This window comes from Gemmobacter denitrificans, assembly GCF_036964905.1.
GTDB lineage: Bacteria > Pseudomonadota > Alphaproteobacteria > Rhodobacterales > Rhodobacteraceae > Gemmobacter > Gemmobacter denitrificans.
The window spans coordinates 317,703-337,314 of sequence record NZ_JBALHR010000001.1 but is presented as its reverse complement, the minus strand read 5'-3'; the positions used below and the strand labels follow the sequence as shown (position 1 = coordinate 337,314).

The following is a 19,612-nucleotide window of genomic DNA, read 5'->3' as shown; positions in this document are numbered from 1 at the left end:
CAGGGCGGCGATGGTCATTCATTCGATTTCTTCGACCACCACCAGATCGCGGATGCTGGCCCCTTTGGCATGGGCCAGTGCCGTCTGATACTCCGCGCTGTTGTAGCAGGCCACAGCCGCCTCAACCGATGGGAAGCGCGCCACGACATTGCGGGCGCGATCATTGCCTTCCAGTTGCACATAGCGGCCACCCCGGGCAAGGAAGACCCCGCCATGGGCTGCAATGGCCGGGCCTGCGCCCTTGGCATAGATGCCATAGGCCTCGGCGTCGGTGACTTCGACATGGGCGATCCACAGGGCTGTGGGCATGGCTCAGGCCTCCATCACGGCTTCGGCAGCGGCAATCGCCTGATCTGCCTTGGAAATATCGGCACCGCCCGCCTGCGCCATGTCAGGCCGGCCACCGCCACCCTTGCCACCAAGCGCCTCGGCCGCGGCCTTGACCAGCGCCACGGCGGACAGGCGTCCGGTCAGATCGGCGGTAACCCCGGCGGCCACCGCAGGCTTGGCCCCGGTATCGGCAATCAGCAGCACCGCGCCCGACCCCAAGCGCGCCTTCATCTCGTCGATCAGGCCCGGCAGATCCTTGCCCGATACGCCCTGCATCACCTGCGCGATGAACTTGACGCCGTTGATTTCCTTGGCCACGGGCCCGCCGGATTTTCCGCCCATCGCCAGTTCGCGGCGCAGTTGCGCCACTTCATTTTCCAGCTTCTTGCGTTCGTCCAGCAGCGCCTTGGCCCGATCGGCAAGCTCTGCCGGTGGTACTTTCAGCACAGCGGCCACATCGGCCAGCATCTGCGCCTGTGCCGCCATATGGGCCAGCGCGCCTTCGCCGGTCAGCGCTTCGATCCGCCGCACGCCGGAAGACGACGCGCTGTCCGACAGCAGAACAAAGGCCCCGATCTCGCCCAGTTGCCGCACATGGGTGCCGCCGCAAAGCTCGATCGAATAGGTCTGGCCATCATTGCCCTTGCCCGATCCGGTCTGGCGGCCCATCGAAACGACGCGCACTTCCTCGCCATATTTCTCGCCAAACAGCGCCTGCGCGCCAAGCGCGCGGGCATCATCGGGCGACATCAGGCGGGTTTCCACCGCACCATTCTGGCGGATATAGGCGTTCACCTCTGCCTCGACCCTGGCAAGTTCCTCTGCCGACAGCGCCTTGCCATGCGCGAAATCGAAGCGCAGACGATCCGCCGCATTCAGCGAACCGCGCTGTGCCACATGATCGCCCAGCACGTTGCGCAACGCCTCGTTCAACAGGTGGGTGGCCGAATGGTTGGCGCGGATCGCCTGACGGCGGGCGTGGTCCAGCTCCAGCTTGGCGGGTTGGCCCTTGACCACGGCACCTTCCAGGATTTCGGCCACATGATAGAACACCCCGGCCGCCTTGCGCGTATCGGTCACCCGAGCAAGACCGGTATCGGTACGGATCAGACCCTGATCGCCGACCTGACCACCGCTTTCGGCGTAGAACGGCGTCTGGTTCACGACGATATTGATCACCGCGCCCTTCGCCTCATCGGAAGAACCGATCAGTGCGCCATCCTTGACGATGGCGAGAATCTGGCCTTCTGCCGCCTCGCCGTCATAGCCGAGGAATTCGGTTGCACCATGGGCTTCGGCCAGATCGAACCAGACCTTGGCATCCTTGGCCTCGCCCGTGCCGGACCATGAGGCGCGCGCCTTGGCCCGCTGTTCTTCCATGGCGGCGTCAAAGCCCGGCACATCCACGGCGCGGCCCTTTTCGCGCAGTGCATCCTGCGTCAGGTCCAGCGGGAAGCCGTAGGTGTCATATAGCTTGAAGGCGGTCGGGCCGGGCAGATCGGCCCCTTCGGGCAGGTTGGCCAGTTCCTCGTCCAGCAGCTTCAGCCCGCGGTCCAGCGTGGTGCGGAACCGGGTTTCTTCCAGACGCAGCGTTTCCTCGATCAGGTTCTGCGCGCGTGCCAGTTCCGGGTAAGCCGCGCCCATCTGGCGCACCAGGGCAGGCACCAGCTTGTACATGGTCACATCGCGGGTGCCGAGCATGTTCAGATGGCGCATCGCGCGGCGCATGATCCGCCGCAGCACATAGCCGCGCCCTTCGTTCGACGGCATCACACCATCGGCAATCAGGAAAGACGTCGAGCGCAGGTGATCGGCCACCACGCGGTGATGCACCTTGCCAGGGCCATCGGGATCGGCCGAGGTCAGATGGGCCGATGCCTCGATCAGGCTGCGCATCAGATCGGTGTCATAATTGTCGTGCTTGCCTTGCAGCAGCGCGCCGATCCGCTCCAGCCCCATGCCGGTGTCGATCGACTGCATGTCAAGGTCGATCATGGAGCCGTCTTCGAACTGTTCGTTCTGCATGAAGACGTTGTTCCAGATCTCGATATAGCGGTCGCCATCTTCATCGGCGCTGCCGGGCGGGCCACCCCAGATATGGTCGCCATGGTCGTAGAAGATTTCCGTGCAGGGGCCGCAAGGTCCGGTCGGCCCCATCTGCCAGAAATTGTCATTGGTCGGAATGCGGATGATCCGGTCATCCGACAGACCCGCAACCTTTTTCCACATCGCGGCAGCCTCGTCATCGGTGTGATAGACCGTGACCAGCAGCTTCGATTTCGGAATGTCGAAATCCTTTGTCAGCAATTCCCAGGCAAAGTTGATTGCCTCAGCCTTGAAATAGTCACCAAAGCTGAAATTCCCCAGCATTTCGAAAAACGTATGGTGCCGCGCGGTATAGCCCACATTGTCCAGGTCATTGTGCTTGCCGCCGGCGCGCACGCATTTCTGTGCGGTGGTGGCGCGCACATAATCGCGCTTTTCCACCCCGGTGAAGCAGTTCTTGAACTGCACCATGCCAGAATTGGTGAACATCAGCGTCGGATCATTGCGCGGCACCAGTGGGCTACTGTCCACGACGGTATGACCGTTGCGCTTGAAAAAATCGAGATATGTGGACCGGATGTCGTTCAACGACGGCATGGGGAGGCGGCTCCTGTGCCAGATGCGGGGTGTTGCGATCCCGTTTAGCGGCGCGGTTCGGCACTGTCCACCTTCGCAACGGCCCGATGACGAAAAAGGGCGCCCGAAGGCGCCCTGATTTCCGGGGGTTAGGCCCGGATTTGATCACATGTCAACCACATCATCCTCGGCCGTGCCCTCGGCCATGTGGAAATCAAGCCCATTGGCGGCGCGGATCTTGTCTTCAATCTCCAGCGCGATGGTCGGATTGGCCTTCAGGAAGGTCTTGGCGTTCTCGCGGCCCTGCCCGATGCGCTCATCGCCATAGGAATACCAGCTGCCCGATTTTTCGACCACGCCCGCCTTGACGCCGATATCGATCAGCTCGCCGGTCTTGGAAATGCCTTCGCCATACATGATGTCGAATTCGACCTGCTTGAAGGGCGGCGCCACCTTGTTCTTGACCACCTTCACCCGGGTGGAATTGCCCACCACTTCCTCGCGGTCCTTGATCGCGCCGATGCGACGGATATCCAGACGGACCGAGGCATAGAATTTCAGCGCATGGCCGCCGGTGGTGGTTTCCGGGTTGCCGAACATCACCCCGATCTTCATGCGGATCTGGTTGATGAAGATCACCATGCAATTGCTGCGCCCGATGCTGGCGGTCAGCTTGCGCATCGCCTGGCTCATCAGGCGGGCCTGCGCGCCGACGGTGGCATCCCCCATGTCGCCTTCGATTTCCGCCTTTGGCGTCAGCGCCGCGACCGAATCGACCACGATCAGACTGACCGCGCCCGACCGCACCAGCGTATCGACGATTTCCAGCGCCTGTTCACCGGTATCGGGCTGGCTGATCAGCAGCTCATCCAGATTGACGCCCAGCTTCTTGGCATATTGCGGGTCCAGCGCATGTTCGGCATCGACAAAGGCACAGACGCCGCCCTTCTTCTGCTCTTCCGCCACCACATGCAGCGTGAGCGTGGTCTTGCCCGAGCTTTCCGGCCCGTAAATCTCGATGATCCGCCCCTTGGGCAGCCCGCCGATCCCGAGCGCGATATCAAGCCCCAGCGAGCCGGTGGAGGTTGCCTCGATATCCATGGCCGGGTTGCCGGACCCGAGCTTCATGATGGAGCCTTTGCCGAACTGCCGTTCGATCTGCGCCAGCGCGCTTTCCAGCGCCTTCGTCTTGTCCATGTCGCGCTTTCCGTTCAAGTCGAGAAGGGTTGCGGTTGCCATCCGTATGGTCCTTATCCCATAGCCGCACTTGCAGGGCAATGCGCGGCGCGCTGCGTGATGTTCCTGCCTTGTTCCCATCATATGCGAATAAAACGGGAACAAAGCAACGGCTTTTTCGTCAAATTCAGCTTTTTCCCATTCGGGTTAAGGGATAGTTTACAAGCCGGGCGCTCACAGACCCGAACCATGAAAATGAGGCAGGGATGCTTGTATTCTGGCACCAGCGGCTGACGATGCTGGCCACCCCCAAGACCGGCACAACCGCCATCGAATCCGCGCTCGAATCGATGGCCCATGTGGTGATCCAGCGGCCGCCCCAGTTGAAACATGCCTCGGTGCGCAAATATCACCGGTTCATGGGGCCCTGGCTGGAAAGTGCGGCAGGGGGCCCCTTCACGCTGATTGCCACGATGCGCGAACCACTGGACTGGTTGGGAAGCTGGTATCGGTATCGCCAGCGCGACGACATGAATGATGATCGCAAAAGCACCGAAGGCATTACTTTTGATGCTTTTGTGCGCGCCTATTGTTCAGATGCGCCACCCGCCTATGCGGCCGTGGGGGCACAGGCCAATTTCCTGCAGGCCAAGGGCGAACGCGGGCTGGATCATCTGTTCCGCTATGAACGGATCGAGGATCTTATCACCTTCCTTGAGGATCGCCTGAATTGCGAGATCATCTTGCCCCGGCTGAACGTGTCGCCCAAGGCCGATCTGGCGCTGGACCCGGCCACAGAGCGGATGTTGCGCAAATTCGCCGCCAAGGATTTTGCGCTCTATGACACGCTGTGCGAAAAGACCGGCTAAATCAGTGCAACTGCCCCTGAACGGTGGCAGCAAGATCGTTGAGCGAGAAGGGCTTGGCCAGGAAAACCGAATTCGGAATGCGTGACTGGTGTTCCGACAGGCAGTCCTCGGCGTAACCCGACACAAAGACCACGCGCACATTGGGCCGGGTTTCCAGGGCCTTGGCCACCCAGCTTGGCCCATCCATGCCAGGCATCACCACATCGGTCACGAAGATGTCCACATCCAGCCGGGGATCTTCCAGCGTTTTCAGCGCCTCTTCGGCATTCTCGGCCTCCAGCACCGTATAGCCGCGCAACCGCAAGGCGCGCGACGCAAAGGCCCGTACCGGCCCTTCATCCTCGACCAGCAGAACGACACCGTCGCCCTGACGGGGGCTTGGCTGCGCCACGGGGGCCTTAACCTCAGGCGTTTCCTGTTCGGTCTGCTCATGGATTGGGAAATAGAGATGGAAGACAGTGCCCAGCCCGACCTCGCTATCCACGAAGATGAAACCACCGGTCTGTTTGACGATGCCATAGGCGGTCGAAAGGCCCAAACCAGTGCCTTCGCCCACTTTCTTGGTGGTGTAGAAGGGTTCGAACACCTTCTGAAGCCGGTCTGGCGGAATGCCGACCCCGGTATCCAGAACGCGGATCACCGCATATTCGCCGGGGGGCACAATGGCGCGATCACGGCGCAGTTCTTCCCGCAGGGTCAGCGCCTCGGTCTCGATGCGGATGGTGCCACCGTCGGGCATCGCATCGCGGGCATTCACCACGAGGTTCATGATGACCTGCTCCAACTGACGCTTGTCCGCACGGATGGGACCAAGGAAGGGCGCATGGGCCAGCCGCAGATTGATGCGTTCCCCCACCAGACGGTTGAGCAGATGGGTCAGATCCGACAGCGCCTCCTGCAGATCGACCCGTTCGGGTTTCAGGGTCTGTTTGCGCGAGAAGGCCAGCAACTGCCCCACCAGCGATGCCGCGCGGTTTGCATTCTGGTTGATCTGCACCAGATCGGCATATTCGGGATCGCTGCGATCATGGCGCATGAGCAGCAGGTCGCAATGGCCGGAGATCGCCGTCAGCAGATTGTTGAAATCATGGGCAATCCCGCCTGCCAACTGGCCGATGGCCTGCATCTTCTGGCTTTGCACGAATTGCGCTTCCAGGGTTTTCAGCGCTGTTGCATCATTCAATACCGCAAGCGCCATGGGGCGGCCCAGTTCGACGATCCGACGCAGGGTGATCTGGAAATAGCTGTCGGAATCCGATCCGCGATAGCGCAGCACTTCCGACCGCGAGGGGATGCGTTCGGCCAGCGTATCGTTCAGCCAGTCCATCACCGGGCGGCCCAGACCTTCGAACAATTCGTGGAACTGCCCCCCCCGCTCGCGCTCCAGCCCAAGTGCTTCGCGGGCGGCACGGTTTGCAGCCCACAGGGCCCCGTCTGCGCCGAACTTCATCAGGGCCACCGGCACATTCTCGAAATCCGTCAGCTCACCCTGCTGCAACTGGCCATCTGGCACCGGCATGAGATAGATTTCGCGCCGCTCGCCGGGGCCATCCAGTTCGGCCAGAATCGCGCGTACCGGCCCGCCCACGGCATCAACCTGAACTTCCTCGCCGCTATGAAGGGTCTGGCTGCGGAAGACCCGGTCCAGCCGTTTGGGGCGCCCCCCCAGCAGCCGGCGCATTGCTTCATTGGCAAATAGGATGACGCCGGATTTGTTGGCGATCAGCATCGGCAGGCTGAGCGTTTCTGCCCCGCGACCGGCACCGGATCGTTCCTGAAACTCCTCCAGCCGCCACAGGAACCGGGACTGGGCGATGCGATGGACCGAAAGCCGGGTGTGCCCACGCCGGGTAACCACATCTTCCCGCGCGGCACCTGTCGTCATGGCGCGGCTTTGCAGCCGATACAGGACGGACGCGGGATTGGCGAAGTGATCCTCAAGCGTGGCAATCAGCGTGGCGCCGTCACGTCTGCCAAACCGTTCCAGCGCTGCAGCATTCTGAAAGCCGATCCTGCCGATGGCATCCGTGGTGAAGCTGGGGGCCGCATCCTGCCCGACAAGGGTTTCCAGATCGCGCTCTTGCCGCCCAAGGCGCAAGTGATCGATCAGGATCAGGCCCCGCACCAACAGGATCAACGTGCAAAGGGTAACGCCAATGGCCCCGGCAGCCAGCCGGATCGCCGGATCGGGGGCCAGCACAAGGGTCACCCCGGCGGCGACGGCCCCGCCCAGCAAGACCCAGGATTTCGCGCCAATGGTCCGCGCCGCCGAGATCAAGCCCGCCGTCGTTACCATGCCAGCCGCCATGCCTTTGCCCCGTCTTTCATCATCCGCCTTTGCAGGGAATCATGGTTTCACTAGGCCCTTAAAAAGTTAATTCACCCTTAACCGGCATTGGCAGGCAAGAGGCGATTGCACCTTTGGCAATCAGCGCAGAATCGGCGGGCGGGACGGGTCCATCCCCGGGGCTGATGGGGATGCAGGTTCGGGTGCCACCGGGACCGGCAGATCAAAGCGCAGCGCCACCCGCGCCATTGCGGCAGTCGCCGGATCGCCGGATGACAGGAAGGTCACATCCATTTCCCCTGCCTCGATCCCCGAAAAGGTCAGCGCCTCTGCCGCCGCACGGGCCAGCGCCGGTTCCGCCCCTGCAACCGCGTCTATAAAGGCCAGCATATGCCCCGGCCTGCCCCCTTCATAGGTGACCGCGACCAGCAGGGCCTGCCCCGCCAAGCCGCCGGCCCGCGCCAGTTTGGCATCGAGACCGGTCAGCAGCGCCGGCGGCAGACCCTTGGGCGCATGAAACTGCTGCGGCCGGGCTTCGGTCCTATCCGGTCCGTGATCGAGCGTTTGTGCCAGCCAATCCACCGCGAAGGGTGGCAACAGCAGCGAAGACGGCGCGACCCCCAGATTGATGCCCAACCCGATGCCCTTGCCCGCCAAAAGGCCCGCCACAACCCGCCCCGGCAGCGCCGCATAGGGGGCTGGAACCCCGGTAAAGGCCGCCAGCCGTTCCTCGCTGTCAAAAATCAGCACGACCGGCCCATCCTCCAGATCAAAGACCCTGGGATCTAGGGTTTCCCCCGCCGGTTCACGATCCAGCAGCAGGATCATCTCGCCATCGGCCAGTCGTTCGTAATAGCGCAGGCGTGGGGCATCATCGTCATCAGGCGCCTCGGCCATGGCCTGCCATGCAAGATCAAGCGGGGTCATGCGGGGTCTCCATCAGCGTCTGGATTCTGGCGCGCAGCACAGGGAGCAGCTCGGCCTCGAACCAGGGATTGCGTTTGATCCACCCGGTATTCCGCCACGAAGGATGCGGCAAGGGGCAAATCCCGCGCTCCAGCGCCGCGGGCCAGCCGGCCACGGCATCGGTCACCGCACGCCGGTCGCCCAGATGCCAGCGGATCGCCGCCGCCCCGACAGCCAACACCAGCTGCACCTGATTGTGCTGCGCCAGAACCGCAGCCCGCCATGTGGCCGCGCAGATCAGAGGTGGCGGCAGGTCCGCCCCCCTTGCGTCATAGCCGGGAAAGCAGAAGGCCATCGGCAGGATGGCCACCCGGGATCGATCATAGAACTGATCGGCGGTCAGCCCCAGCCAGGCGCGCAAACGCTGGCCGGACGGATCGGTGAAGGGCTTGCCCGACCCATGCACCCGAAGCCCCGGCGCCTGACCCGCGATCAGCAACCGGGCCGTAGTGCCATGCCACAGCACGGGGCGCGGCTGATGGGCGGTTGCCGTTGCGGCAAACCGGTCGGCGCACAGGCGGCAGGTGGCAATCCTGTCCGCCAGTTCTGCCATCTCAGCCGATACCATCGCGCAACACCCCCGGTCTTGCCTGCCCTGCCCGGTTGTAGCGCGAAAATCGCGCGGTTAGGTATACCTTCCGCCCTCTTGTCCCGGAGAACGCGATGTATCGTGTCTCATACCATCTGATCCATTTCGCCCGCGCGCTGCTGGCCGGGGTGGCTGTTGCAACGCTCTGGGTCAATCTTGCGCCGGCCAGCTATTACGATGCTATGGAATGGCGGCTGTTTCCCTTGCCCTTCCCCGATTGGCTGGTCCCCGCACATGCGCGGGTGACGCTGATCTCGCTCACCTCCGAGGCGCTGATGGCGCTGGTCTATTTCCTGCTGGCCAAGGAATTGTGGGAGGCCAACACGCTGGAACGGGGCGCGCTGCATGGGCGGCGTGGGGGGCTGCCGCTCTTGGCGACACTGGGGGCCTGTCTGGGGGCGGTTCTGGTCTGGCTGGCAGTGTCAACGCTGGTCGAAACGGCGGAGGAGGCGCGTTTTGGCACGGGCTGGGCCCTGCCGATCGGCGCGGATGTGATGCTCTGCTACCTGCTGGGCCGCCGTATACTTGGGGCGGGAAGCCCGGCCCTCCACATGTTGCTGCTGATCACCATCGGGGCCGATCTGGCCGGTCTGGCCGTTCAGGGGCTGGCCTTCCCCGATCAACCGCTGCGGCTGGTCTGGTTGCTGCTGCCGCTATCGGCATCGGTCATGGTCTGGTGGCTGGCCGGACGCCATGCCGGCAGCACGCGCGAATCCGACCGGCAACGCGCGCTGCACCTGTGGCCCTATGCGCTGGCGGGGCTTGTCGGAGGGGGGGGCGTGTTGGCGGCTGGCCTGCCGGGCGCCCTGGGCCTTCTGCCCGTAATCCCGGCCATTCCCCATGCCGAGCGTGCCTTTGGCCTTTTTGCCGAGGCCGAAGAGTTCCTGCACGATCCGCTGAACCGGTTGGCGCATCTGCTGGTCTGGCCCATTGTCGCGGTGATGTTCCTGTTCGGGCTGACCCATGGTGGCATCGATCTGGCAGCTTTTGGCCCCACCACGATCACAACGCTGGCGGCATTCTGGATCGGCAAACCGCTGGGATTGCTGGCAGGGGTCTGGCTGGCCGCGCGGTTGCTGGGCATTGCATTGCCGCCCGGTATCGGCTGGCCCCAATTTGGCCGGATCGCGCTGCTGATCGGAATCGGGTTCACCGGCCCTGCCCTTGCGCTGGAAAGCGCCGTGCCGGGCGGCGCCATGGCCGAAGCGGCGCGGATGGGGCTGGCCCTGTCGCTGCTGCCTGCCGTGGTTCTGGCAATCCGGCCCTTCGGACGCGGCTGATCCGGCCAGAACCCGCCACCCCAGACCGCTGGACCATTGCAAAAATCCCACCCCCGCTGACATAATGCTGCCTGAATGCAGGTTTATCCCGGTGGGACCACGGCGAGTGAGCAAGTGTTAATGAAAGAACCTTATCCGGGAAAACAACCGGAACGGTTTTCCCCCGGCGAACCGGGGGCATCGAGGCGCGAATGATCGAGTTCGATACTGTCAGCAAGTCCTTCTGGACGGGCAAGAAGCGCAAGGTCATCCTTGACCGCGCCTCTTTCCGTGTGGAAATCGGCAATTCGCTGGGTATCCTTGCGCGCAATGGCACCGGAAAGACCACGATCATCAACATGATGGCCGGGCTGGAGAAACCCGACGAAGGCCGGATCACCCGCACCTCGCGCATTTCCTTTCCGCTGGGCTTCATGGGCGGCGTCATCAACAAGCACACCGCGACCGAAAACAGCCGCTATATTGCCCGGCTTTATGGGCTGGACCCGGATTATGTCGAAAGCTTCTGCCGCTGGCTCTGCGGTCTGGATGAATATTTCGACATGCCGCTGGGCACCTATAGCGCGGGGATGCGGGCGCGCTTCTGCTTTGCGCTGATGCTGGCACTGGAATTCGACATCTATCTGATCGACGAAGGCATGCCTGCCACCACCGATGTGGAATTCAATCGCAAGGCCGGGTCGATCCTGCGCGACCGGCTGAAGAATGCCACCATCATCGTGGTGTCGCATTCGGCCCAGACCCTGGAAAAATTCTGCCGTTCAGCAGCCGTTCTGAAGGACGGCCAGCTGTACATGTTCGAAACCCTGGAAGAGGCGAAGCGTCTGTATGACTACGAAGCTCACAGCTAAGCGGTTTCGCATCCGCCGCCCCGATCCTGTTGAACCGCTGCCGCCGCGCGCAAAGCTGGCGCAGGAAGGCATGTTGTTTGCCACCCAGGAGGACGGGTTCGGCGCGCAATCCTATCTGCCCGACAATGCCGCCGCGCCGGTGCCCGCCAATGATCCGGGCCCGGCCGATGACGTTGCCCCGGGCACCGATCTGGACGCCATCCGCCGCGAAGGGTTGACCGGGCGCCAATTGCGGCTGGCCCGCCGACTGGCCCAGAAACACAACCTGCCCGCCACATCGGATTTCGATGCCGTGCGCCTGCTGCGCGAGGCCGGGATGGATCCGTTTCAGCGGACCAATCTGCTGGAACTGCACGGAGCTGATCCGGATCAGGATGAGGCCGTCGCCCCGCAAGCGCTCGCCCGCGCCGCGCCGGGGGATGGCGTGCAATTGCCGCAAACCATCAAGCCGATTCAGGTGCCTTCGACCGAGGTTCGGGCCGAACAAAGCCATCTGGCAGATATCCAGCGCATCCAGCGTGATCTGGCCCGCCGCCGCCGTCGCAAGGCGGCGCTGTTGTCGCTGCGGCTGTTCTTCTTTGTCACGCTGCCTGCGATTCTGACGGGATTCTACTATTTCTTCGTGGCCACCCCCCTTTATGCCACCAAGACGGAATTCGTGATCCAGCAAGCCGCCAATCCGGTGGCCGGTGGGGCGGCCGGGCTTGGCGGGCTCTTGTCCGGCTCGCCATTGGCCAATTCGCAGGATTCAATGACGGTTCAAGGCTATCTGCAAAGCCGCGATGCCATGCTGCGTCTGGATGCCGAACAGGGCTTCCGCGCGCATTTCAGCGATCCCGCCATTGATCCGATCCAGCGGCTTGACCCGGATGCCAGCCAGGAGGACGCCTACAAGACCTACAAGCGCAATGTTCTGGTGGCCTATGATCCGACCGAGGGGATCATCAAGCTGGAGGTCATCGCCGCCGATCCGGCCGTTTCGCAGAAGTTTGCGGAATCCCTTGTCGCCTATGCCGAAGAGCAGGTGGATCAGATGACCCAGCGGCTGCGCGAAGATCAGATGAGCGGGGCGCGCGAATCCTATCAGGATGCCGAAGCCAAACTGATCGCAGCGCAACAGCGGGTGGTGCAATTGCAGGAAACCTACAAGGTCCTGTCCTCAGAGGTGGAGGTTCAGCTGATTTCGGCCCAGATCGGCAATCTGGAAACCCAGCTTTCGGCGGACCGGCTGTCGCTGCAGCAGATGGAAAGCAATCCCCAGCCCAACAAGGCGCGGATGGAACCCCTGAAGCGGCGGATCACAGCGCTGGAGGCCGAGATTGCCCTGCTGCGCGGCAAGCTGACCGAAGACAATGCCGATGGCGACAGCCTTGCCAAGATACAGGGCGAGTTGCTGGTGGCGCAGGCCGATGTGCAAACCCGGCAACTTCTGCTGGGCCAATCGGCGCAGGCGATGGAAACCGCACGGATCGAAGCCAACCGCCAGACCCGCTATCTGGAGGTTTCGGTCAGCCCGGTCGCCCCGGATGAAGCGACCTATCCACGCGCTTTTGAAAACACCATCGTTGCGTTTCTGATCTTTGGCGGTATCTACCTGATGATCTCGATGACCGTCGCCATCCTGCGCGAACAGGTCTCAGCGTAAGGACAGACCATGAAAGACGTGCGCATCGGCGGGCTGACCGTCGGAAATGACCGGCCGCTTTGCGTGATTGCAGGGCCCTGCCAGTTGGAAAGCCTGGATCACGCCCAGATGATCGCGGGGCAACTGGCCGAGGCCTGCGCCGCGACCGGCGCGCAATATGTGTTCAAGGGCAGTTTTGACAAGGCCAACCGCACCAGCCTGAAGGGCAAGCGCGGTCTGGGGCTGGAGACGGGACTGAAAATCCTGGAAGCCGTGCGCGCCATGGGCATGCCGGTGCTGACCGATTTCCACGAACCCGAACAGGCGGCCGAAGTCGCATCCGTGGTGGATGTCCTGCAGATCCCGGCCTTGCTGTGCCGCCAGACCGACCTGCTGCTGGCCGCCGGGCGCAGCGGGGCGGCGGTCAATGTGAAGAAGGGCCAGTTTCTTGATCCCTATGGCATGGCCAATGTCGCCGAAAAGATCGCCTCGACCGGCAATGACCGCATCCTGCTGACAGAACGCGGCACGACCTTTGGGTATAACGGGCTGGTGGCCGATATGCGCAGCCTGCCGATCATGGCGCGCACCGGCTATCCGGTGGTGATGGATGCGACCCATGCCGTCGCCTTCCCCGGCGGCCTGGGCGACAGTTCGGGCGGGCAACGCGAATTTGCGCCCGTGCTGGCCCGCGCGGCAGTCGCGCTTGGCATTGCCGGGGTTTTCCTTGAAACGCATCAGGATCCCGATACTGCCCCCTCTGACGGGCCGAACATGATCCGCCTGCAAGAGATGCCGGCGCTGATTGCCAGCCTGATGGCATTCGACCGGCTGGCCAAGGCCGATCCCCTGCGGGTGTGACAGTGGTTCTGACCCTGACCCCGGATCTGGCGACACTTTACGCTGCTGCCTTCCCTGATGAGGATCTGGTGCCGCTGCTGCAGGGCCTGTCGGGCCAGCCCGGCACGCTCAGCCTGATCGAAGGGTCGCCCCCTGTGGCGCATGTCTTGTTCACCTTGGGGCAAATCAATGGGGCCAAGGTCGCCCTTCTGGGGCCTGCCGCCGTACATCCCGACCGGCAGGGTCAGGGGTTGGGAAGCCGCCTGATCCGCCAGGGGATCGCACATCTGGGGGAAACCGGGGTTGCCATGGTGCTGGTTCTGGGGGATCCGGCCTATTATGGCCGTTTCGGGTTTCTGCCGGAAACCGGAGCAGAGCCACCCTGCCCGATCCCTGAGGATTGGCGCCCGGCCTGGCAATCCCTGGTGCTGACCCAGCCGCATCGGGGGCGCCTGTCGCTGCCTGCGCCCTGGCTCTCGCAAGACTTGTGGCGCTGATCGCACAGGGTTGCGCTATGTTCGCGGTGCAAACAGCTCCACCGGCGCGGCAACGCCGCGAAGGTTGTGCAGACCCAGGCTTTCGGGCGCATCAGCCAGACCCTGCGCCACCGCGCCGGTCATCAGAATGGGCCGTTGCAGAATCTTGGTCATCCCCTCAACCCGGCTCGCCGTATTCACCGCCTGCCCGATCACGGTGAAATCCAGCCGCTCGGCCGACCCGATATTGCCAAAGAACACCTGCCCTTCATGCAGGCCGGTGCCAGACCGAAGCGGCTGCCAGCCCGTGAAGGCAGCAAGTTCTGGCGGAGGCGCGCTATTCAGCCCGGCAATCGCAGCTTCAACTGCCAATGCCGCCGCGACGGCAGCCTCGTGCGCGGACCGGGGCCCATAATCGCGGGCCAAGGGAAACACGGCCAAAAGACCATCGCCCATGAACTTCAGCACCTCGCCCCCGTATGCGGCCACAGTCCCCGCGATGGCGGCGAAATAGGCATTCAGCACTGTCAGCATGTCTTGCGGGTCCAGCCGATCAGACAGATCGGTAAAGCCGCGCAGATCCGAGGCCCAGATCACCGCTTCGATCGTCTGCCCCTCACCGCGCCGGATCGCGCCATCCAGCACCTTCTGGCCGGCCTCATTGCCCAGATAGGTCCGCATCACATTTCCGGCGATGCGCAATGCAATGTGGCGTTCGACATGCAGCGACAACAGCCGCAGAAGATGTTCAAGCGTTTCGAACTGCGCCGGTGCAAAGCCCCCTGCGCGCCGGGTGGCCACCGTCATCACATGGTGATGGCCGCGCGGCCCCAAGGGCAGAACGACATATTCGACGATGCCAAGATCACGCAGATCTGCCACGATCGGAAATTCGGCCGCCGCCGCAGGATCGGCCGTATCGATGCGCATGGCCTTTCCCGAAACCAGCACAACGGCAAGCGGGCTGCGCAGAAAGGCTTCCGACTGCAAGGCGCCCTCGCCCACCTGCACCTCGTCGCACTGTCCGCTTGCTATGTTCCAGTTCCAGGCAAAGCCCACAAGTTGCGGGTGCAGCGTGCCCACATGCAGGCTGGATCGGTCCAGCGCCAGACCTGCCGCCACGATCCGCCAGATGAACTCTTCGTAGAGCAACAGCAAACTGTCGGCTTGCCCAGCCTCCTGCACCAGCCAGGCTTCGATCTCGGCCGGGGTCTGGCTTTGTGGCGCACAGCCAGGACCGCGCAAGGATCGCGCGCGCAGTGTGACACTTGGGGGCAGGTTCGTTTGCGGCGAAGTCATCTGATTTGTCAGCCCCTTTTTCGGGCCATCATGCCTATGTTACAGGGAATTGACAAATGCCCTTGCAGCCTTTGCCTTCGCAAGGACGATCCCGGCGCAAACGCGCGCCAGAGCCCACTTCGTTGTCCCATTGCTCAAATCAACTGTCGCTGATCTTGCTGATGCAGTGCAGGCTGACAGCAGCTGCCATCCACGCGCGCCGCATCCGAACGGCCAGTATCGCGACAGGCCATATCAAGCGACCGCAGGGGCGCCGGGACGATCCGCCTTGGGATCACCTGACCTCACATCGGATCTTGGATTGGCCCCGGTCGCTATCGTATGTTCTGGCCTCGATGATCCACAACCCTTGGCCTCTGGGTGCAGGCAGCCGCTGAACGATCAGGCAGGGATCGGGAGACGATCAGAATTCCACTCAAATTTTTCAGATAGATCATCAAGCGTTTACCATTGCCCGCAGACCGAACGGGCGCGCGTAACGCGATACTAACGACCCGCGGTAACGATGATGCCGTCAGTGTGGAGCGTTTCCTGCTTCACGACCGGCACGCAACCTTACCAAAATGGCACCTGTCATGAGAGCTTTCTTTTCCTGGAGACGGATTGAAATCAGGGTCGCGGCATTGATCGTTGCTGCTGTGGTCGTTGTCTCTGCAACCCTGACGCTGGCTTCATTTTGGCGGGAGGGCAGGCTCATTCAGGACAGTCTTGCGAAACTGCACGCGGAACTGTCTTATGCCTATGCCTCTGCGATGTCACAACCGGTCGGAATGGGTTTCGGTGGAAGCGTGCAGAAGCAGATCGACGCATTCGCCGAACGTTCAGGCCGGAATTTCGTTGCAGCACAGACGATCGATGCCCTTGGCACCGTGATGGCCATCGCCCCGAAGGGGATGACGCCCGAAATGATGGGCGTAGATGCGCAAAGCGTGGCCGAAGTCCTTGAAACCGGTCAAGTCTTGTATGGCAATGATGGTCGGCGGCGCTACGATCCAGTCCTGAAAAAGTCCGGAGAGGTGATCGGTGTTTTCGTCTCTGACTGGTCTTCCGACGCCGCATTGGCCGAAGCCCGTACCGCCCAGATGGCCGGGATCGCATTGGGCATCGTCACCCTGTTGGTTGTCATGTCGTTTTGTCTGGTTGTCCTGTTCCGATCACTTGGCAGTGCGATCGTCGGTTTGTCGGAAAGCCTGTTGGCGCTCGAACATCAGGACTATGCCCGACCGGTGCCCTTCATCGACAACGAGGACCAGGTCGGTGACATGGCACGTCATCTCGACTCTCTGCGCAAGCGGCTGGATGCCGCCGAGATGGCTGCAGCGCAGGAAATGGCTCAGCAGATGCGCAGACAGAAGTTGTTTCAACAAGTGGGGACAAAGCTGCGCAACCTTCGAGGGGGTGATTTCACGCGCGCCCTTCACCCTGCGGAATGGACTGACCTCGGGAATGAAGCGGGGTCTGTCTGCGAAGATCTGAATGCCCTGGCCCTGGGGTTTGAACAGTTGGTGAACCAATTGCGCGACAGCGCCGATACCGTTCGCGACAGTGCAGTCCGGCTGGAAGAGTTGTCCAATGAAGTGTCGCATCGGACGGAAACTCAGGCGGCGACACTGGAACAATCCGCTGCAGCCCTGGCAATGCTGTCGCAAAGCGTGCGTTCGGCTGTCGATGCCACGCAAACCGCCGAAGCCGAGGCCAATGGCAGCCGTGATCGCGCCACCGAAGGGGCCGAGGTCATGAAACAGGCCAATGACGCCATGAGTTCCATTGCGCATTCGTCGGAGGAAATCTCACGCATTGTGACCGTGATCGATGACATCGCATTCCAGACCAACCTGCTGGCGCTGAACGCCGGGGTTGAAGCGGCCCGGGCAGGTGACGCCGGACGCGGCTTTGCCGTTGTCGCGTCGGAGGTCCGCAGCCTGGCGCAGCGCTCCGCCCAATCAGCCCAGGAAATCCGCAGCGTCGTCAGCCGCAGCAGCGAAGACGTCAAGAAGGGTCAGGCCCTGGTCGAACGCACCGGTAGCACCTTCCGCGAGATCGTGGACTCCTTCAGTGGCCTGGTTTCGCAGGTCGTGCATGTCGCCTCGTCGTCCCGGCATCAGGCGCAAAGCATCTCGGAGGTGACGACCGGTGTTGGCGCGCTGGATCGCGCAACGCAGGAAACCGCCGCGCTGACGCAGAAGACGCGCGACGCCAGTGCGCATCTTCTGAATGAGGCGCGCAAACTCAGCGACTCCTTGGCAGCATTCGAAAGCCAGAGCCAGCGCAGTCCGAGATCAGCTTATGCAGGCTCGCCCCAATCCGCGCGCAGGATCGCATGATTGATCCCCAGCAGCTTTTCCAGAGAGTCCGTGGTATTTTTGTATTTATTTTCAATAGTTTACGCGAAATCCTACGGTGAGGGCCGTCTGCTCTGATTGAGCAAATGGTCGTAAGGCATTGCCTTATAGCATGCGCTTCATTTGTTTCACCCATCGAGATCTTCGCGTCCGACGAAGTTGGCCGTCGTCGGCACTGGTCGGACGAGGACAAGATCCGGATAGTGGAGGAGAGCCTGCGCGGTTATCGGCAGGGCTCGGCAACTGCGAGGCGATAGCCTGCGCCATCGAGGCCCTGCTGCCGTTCTGGGGGCTTCTGACAGTCAGCGCAATCAAAGCGGAAACCTGCCGCAGATACGCCAATAGCCGGGTAACTACCAAGGGGATGCCAGAGGGCAAGACACGACCTGGCAGCCCAGGCACGATCCGGCGCGAACTGGGCACGCTACGGGCTGCACTGCAGTACTGCCACTCTGAGGGCTACCTGCTGTCAGCGCCGCCTGTAACACTGCCTGAAAAGCCCCCTGCCAAGGAGCGGTGGCTGACACGGGCAGAGGTCGCGCGGCTGCTATGGGCTGCATGGCGGGGCCGCAGAACGCAGCACCTTGCCCGGTTCATTCTGGTGGCGCTTTATTCCGGAACCTGCAAAGATGCCGTGCTGCGGCTGGCCTATATGCCCAACACGCGCGGCGGCTGGATCGACACCGAACACGGGCTGATGTTCCGCCGTGCCGAATCCGAGCGGGTGACGAACAAGCGCCAGCCACCTGCCCGGCTGCCAGACAGATTGCTTGCCCACGCGCCGCGCGCCGCCCTCGGTGATCATGTGCCGAACCCATTCGGCCCCGGTGCGCGTCTTGCCCCAGCCTCGCCCGGCCAGGGGAACCCATGTCCGCCAGTTGCCGGGCGGTGGCAGTTGCTTGTCACGCGCGAACAGCTGCCAGTCATAGCGCAGGGCATCTACCGCCGATTTAGGAAGGCTGCTGATTACCCTGTGCAGCGTTTCCCTCGGGATGGAGCGCAGCAATTGCCTTAAGGAGCGCAGCTCGGGCGTCATCCGTCTGTTCCCCGAAACTGACCTGAACCTTCTTCGGAGGTTCGACCCCCAGAAGCTGCTCGATCTTTCCCATGATCTGCAGCGCAGAACTGATGGCGAAACCATCGCCATCGGTCGCCCGGTCCATGACACCAACCAGCATCGCGTCGAGGCGCTGAAGGTGCAGGGCCCGGATCTTGTCCGCTGGCTCTCGCAGCGTTTTCTTCAGTGTGCGTTGGACGCCATTCCAGGCGCGACCGACCGAACACCGCAGCTGCGCCGCGATTTCGGGATAGCTGTGGCCCTGCTGTCGCATCAGAGTTGCGCAATAATCTACCGCCGACCGATGAAGCGCTTCGTCTTCGCAGGGTTCTTGCCCGGTTCCGATCCTGAAGAGCTGTTCCCCTGACAAGGCAATGGCATCCGACTCATCGACGCCATCAGGCAGATCATCAGGGTTCCCGGCCTCATCCATCATCACGAACCGGAAGAGCGTCCGGCGGCGGGTGACAGGCGGTTGCGGACCCGTTCACGCACACGCTGGATGCCGCGACCGATGGAATTGCGGACACGCCGCAAAAGGTTGCGCATTTCGTCTCTCCAAATGAAAAGGGGCACCCAAGGGTGCCCCGGTTGCAGTTCAGCCCCTTGGTCCGTTCAGCGCGACAGCGCCGACAGCTTGGGATCGATCTTGGCGGCGGACCCACCGCGCCGATCAGCAGACGGCAAGGCAATGCCCAGCTTGGCCGCCACCTCTCTGCCATCCAGATACAGATCGCCCTGGTTCAGCATGCCGATGCCGCCAAGGAATGCATCGAGCTGCGCCCGACTCTCGAACACCAGACAGGTGTAATAGCCTGTATCTGTCGCATCCTCGAAGCGCTGCGCTTCTTGCTGCGCCCTTTCGCGAAAGCCCTTCTGGACCGCATCCAGTTCGACCTTCGGGCTGGCCTCGATGTCATCCGGCAAGGACACGTCCTTGAGCGGATCAGGGGCCTTGGCCATTGACGGCAGCGGCTTTCTTGCAAAGGACGGCGGCTTGAAAC

The 19,612-nt window shown here is 62.6% G+C and carries 17 protein-coding genes; 9 read left to right on the top strand and 8 right to left on the bottom strand.

Features of this window, described 5'->3' with window-relative positions; genetic code table 11:
• Positions 1-18 precede the first annotated feature (18 nt).
• The 3 genes from V6590_RS01670 to recA all read right to left on the bottom strand — a co-directional run bounded on the left by V6590_RS01670 (position 19) and on the right by recA (position 4,191).
• A complete protein-coding gene (locus V6590_RS01670) occupies positions 19-309 on the bottom strand; it encodes a DUF1330 domain-containing protein (RefSeq protein ID WP_335418568.1) in 291 nt (96 codons plus the stop codon).
• A gap of 3 nt (positions 310-312) precedes the next feature.
• Positions 313-2,973, bottom strand: coding sequence for an alanine--tRNA ligase (gene alaS, locus V6590_RS01665; protein WP_335418565.1), 2,661 nt, complete (start codon positions 2,971-2,973; stop codon positions 313-315).
• A 144-nt stretch (positions 2,974-3,117) separates the two neighbouring features.
• Entirely contained in the window at positions 3,118-4,191 is a 1,074-nt protein-coding gene (gene recA / locus V6590_RS01660; RefSeq protein WP_335418562.1) for a recombinase RecA, read from the bottom strand.
• Positions 4,192-4,394: 203 nt separating this feature from the next.
• Between recA and V6590_RS01655 the strand changes: the two genes are divergently transcribed.
• On the top strand, positions 4,395-4,997 hold the full coding sequence (locus V6590_RS01655; RefSeq protein ID WP_335418559.1) for a hypothetical protein: 603 nt from the start codon (positions 4,395-4,397) through the stop codon (positions 4,995-4,997).
• 1 nt (position 4,998) lies between these two features.
• On the opposite strand, the gene V6590_RS01650 is transcribed toward V6590_RS01655, so the two are convergent.
• The 3 genes from V6590_RS01650 to V6590_RS01640 form a co-directional block, all read right to left on the bottom strand.
• Entirely contained in the window at positions 4,999-7,293 is a 2,295-nt protein-coding gene (locus V6590_RS01650) for an ATP-binding protein (RefSeq protein WP_335418555.1), read from the bottom strand.
• A 132-nt stretch (positions 7,294-7,425) separates the two neighbouring features.
• The gene (locus V6590_RS01645; protein WP_335418552.1) at positions 7,426-8,211 is read right to left on the bottom strand and encodes an SseB family protein; all 786 of its coding nucleotides are present in this window, start codon (positions 8,209-8,211) and stop codon (positions 7,426-7,428) included.
• The gene (locus V6590_RS01640; RefSeq protein ID WP_335418549.1) at positions 8,198-8,803 is read right to left on the bottom strand and encodes a uracil-DNA glycosylase family protein; all 606 of its coding nucleotides are present in this window, start codon (positions 8,801-8,803) and stop codon (positions 8,198-8,200) included. Before V6590_RS01640 ends, V6590_RS01645 begins: the two co-directional genes overlap by 14 nt.
• Before the next feature lie 110 nt (positions 8,804-8,913).
• Here V6590_RS01640 and V6590_RS01635 point away from each other — a divergent pair, with 110 nt between their 5' ends.
• From V6590_RS01635 to V6590_RS01615, 5 genes are all read left to right on the top strand, one after another.
• Complete coding sequence (locus V6590_RS01635; protein WP_335418546.1) at positions 8,914-10,119, top strand: Na+/H+ antiporter NhaA; 1,206 nt, start codon at positions 8,914-8,916, stop codon at positions 10,117-10,119.
• Positions 10,120-10,310: 191 nt separating this feature from the next.
• Positions 10,311-10,970 (top strand): ABC transporter ATP-binding protein, encoded by a 660-nt coding sequence (locus V6590_RS01630; protein WP_335418544.1) that lies wholly within the window; start codon positions 10,311-10,313, stop codon positions 10,968-10,970.
• Positions 10,948-12,615, top strand: a complete 1,668-nt coding sequence (locus tag V6590_RS01625) for a KpsE/RkpR family capsule polysaccharide export protein (protein WP_335418541.1) — start codon at positions 10,948-10,950, stop codon at positions 12,613-12,615. The genes V6590_RS01630 and V6590_RS01625 overlap by 23 nt, the downstream gene beginning before the upstream one ends.
• Before the next feature lie 9 nt (positions 12,616-12,624).
• Complete coding sequence (gene kdsA, locus V6590_RS01620; RefSeq protein ID WP_335418538.1) at positions 12,625-13,455, top strand: 3-deoxy-8-phosphooctulonate synthase; 831 nt, start codon at positions 12,625-12,627, stop codon at positions 13,453-13,455.
• Positions 13,452-13,931, top strand: a complete 480-nt coding sequence (locus tag V6590_RS01615; RefSeq protein WP_335418535.1) for a GNAT family N-acetyltransferase — start codon at positions 13,452-13,454, stop codon at positions 13,929-13,931. Before kdsA ends, V6590_RS01615 begins: the two co-directional genes overlap by 4 nt.
• Before the next feature lie 15 nt (positions 13,932-13,946).
• On the opposite strand, the gene V6590_RS01610 is transcribed toward V6590_RS01615, so the two are convergent.
• Complete coding sequence (locus V6590_RS01610; protein WP_335418534.1) at positions 13,947-15,209, bottom strand: adenylate/guanylate cyclase domain-containing protein; 1,263 nt, start codon at positions 15,207-15,209, stop codon at positions 13,947-13,949.
• 563 nt (positions 15,210-15,772) lie between these two features.
• On the opposite strand from V6590_RS01610, the gene V6590_RS01605 reads away from it, so the two are divergent.
• The 3 genes from V6590_RS01605 (at position 15,773) to V6590_RS01595 (ending at position 18,975) form a co-directional block, all read left to right on the top strand.
• Positions 15,773-17,533: a methyl-accepting chemotaxis protein gene (locus V6590_RS01605; protein ID WP_335418531.1), complete on the top strand. Its 1,761-nt coding sequence runs from the start codon at positions 15,773-15,775 to the stop codon at positions 17,531-17,533.
• 619 nt (positions 17,534-18,152) lie between these two features.
• Entirely contained in the window at positions 18,153-18,566 is a 414-nt protein-coding gene (locus tag V6590_RS01600) for a hypothetical protein (protein WP_335418528.1), read from the top strand.
• Positions 18,544-18,975 (top strand): hypothetical protein, encoded by a 432-nt coding sequence (locus V6590_RS01595; RefSeq protein WP_335418525.1) that lies wholly within the window; start codon positions 18,544-18,546, stop codon positions 18,973-18,975. Before V6590_RS01600 ends, V6590_RS01595 begins: the two co-directional genes overlap by 23 nt.
• A 248-nt stretch (positions 18,976-19,223) precedes the next feature.
• Here V6590_RS01595 and V6590_RS01590 read toward each other — a convergent pair whose 3' ends face one another.
• Positions 19,224-19,571 carry a hypothetical protein gene (locus V6590_RS01590; protein ID WP_335418523.1) on the bottom strand — a complete coding sequence of 116 codons (348 nt, stop codon included), beginning with the start codon at positions 19,569-19,571 and terminating at the stop codon, positions 19,224-19,226.
• Positions 19,572-19,612: the final 41 nt, after the last annotated feature.

Coding starts and splice junctions, on each gene's coding strand:
- V6590_RS01670 (WP_335418568.1), bottom strand. CDS start 309: ATGCCCACAGCCCTGTGGATCGCCCATGTCGAAGTCACCGACGCCGAG.
- alaS (WP_335418565.1), bottom strand. CDS start 2,973: ATGCCGTCGTTGAACGACATCCGGTCCACATATCTCGATTTTTTCAAG.
- recA (WP_335418562.1), bottom strand. CDS start 4,191: ATGGCAACCGCAACCCTTCTCGACTTGAACGGAAAGCGCGACATGGAC.
- V6590_RS01655 (WP_335418559.1), top strand. CDS start 4,395: ATGCTTGTATTCTGGCACCAGCGGCTGACGATGCTGGCCACCCCCAAG.
- V6590_RS01650 (WP_335418555.1), bottom strand. CDS start 7,293: ATGGTAACGACGGCGGGCTTGATCTCGGCGGCGCGGACCATTGGCGCG.
- V6590_RS01645 (WP_335418552.1), bottom strand. CDS start 8,211: ATGACCCCGCTTGATCTTGCATGGCAGGCCATGGCCGAGGCGCCTGAT.
- V6590_RS01640 (WP_335418549.1), bottom strand. CDS start 8,803: ATGGCAGAACTGGCGGACAGGATTGCCACCTGCCGCCTGTGCGCCGAC.
- V6590_RS01635 (WP_335418546.1), top strand. CDS start 8,914: ATGTATCGTGTCTCATACCATCTGATCCATTTCGCCCGCGCGCTGCTG.
- V6590_RS01630 (WP_335418544.1), top strand. CDS start 10,311: ATGATCGAGTTCGATACTGTCAGCAAGTCCTTCTGGACGGGCAAGAAG.
- V6590_RS01625 (WP_335418541.1), top strand. CDS start 10,948: ATGACTACGAAGCTCACAGCTAAGCGGTTTCGCATCCGCCGCCCCGAT.
- kdsA (WP_335418538.1), top strand. CDS start 12,625: ATGAAAGACGTGCGCATCGGCGGGCTGACCGTCGGAAATGACCGGCCG.
- V6590_RS01610 (WP_335418534.1), bottom strand. CDS start 15,209: ATGACTTCGCCGCAAACGAACCTGCCCCCAAGTGTCACACTGCGCGCG.
- V6590_RS01605 (WP_335418531.1), top strand. CDS start 15,773: ATGGCACCTGTCATGAGAGCTTTCTTTTCCTGGAGACGGATTGAAATC.
- V6590_RS01595 (WP_335418525.1), top strand. CDS start 18,544: ATGGAGCGCAGCAATTGCCTTAAGGAGCGCAGCTCGGGCGTCATCCGT.
- V6590_RS01590 (WP_335418523.1), bottom strand. CDS start 19,571: ATGGCCAAGGCCCCTGATCCGCTCAAGGACGTGTCCTTGCCGGATGAC.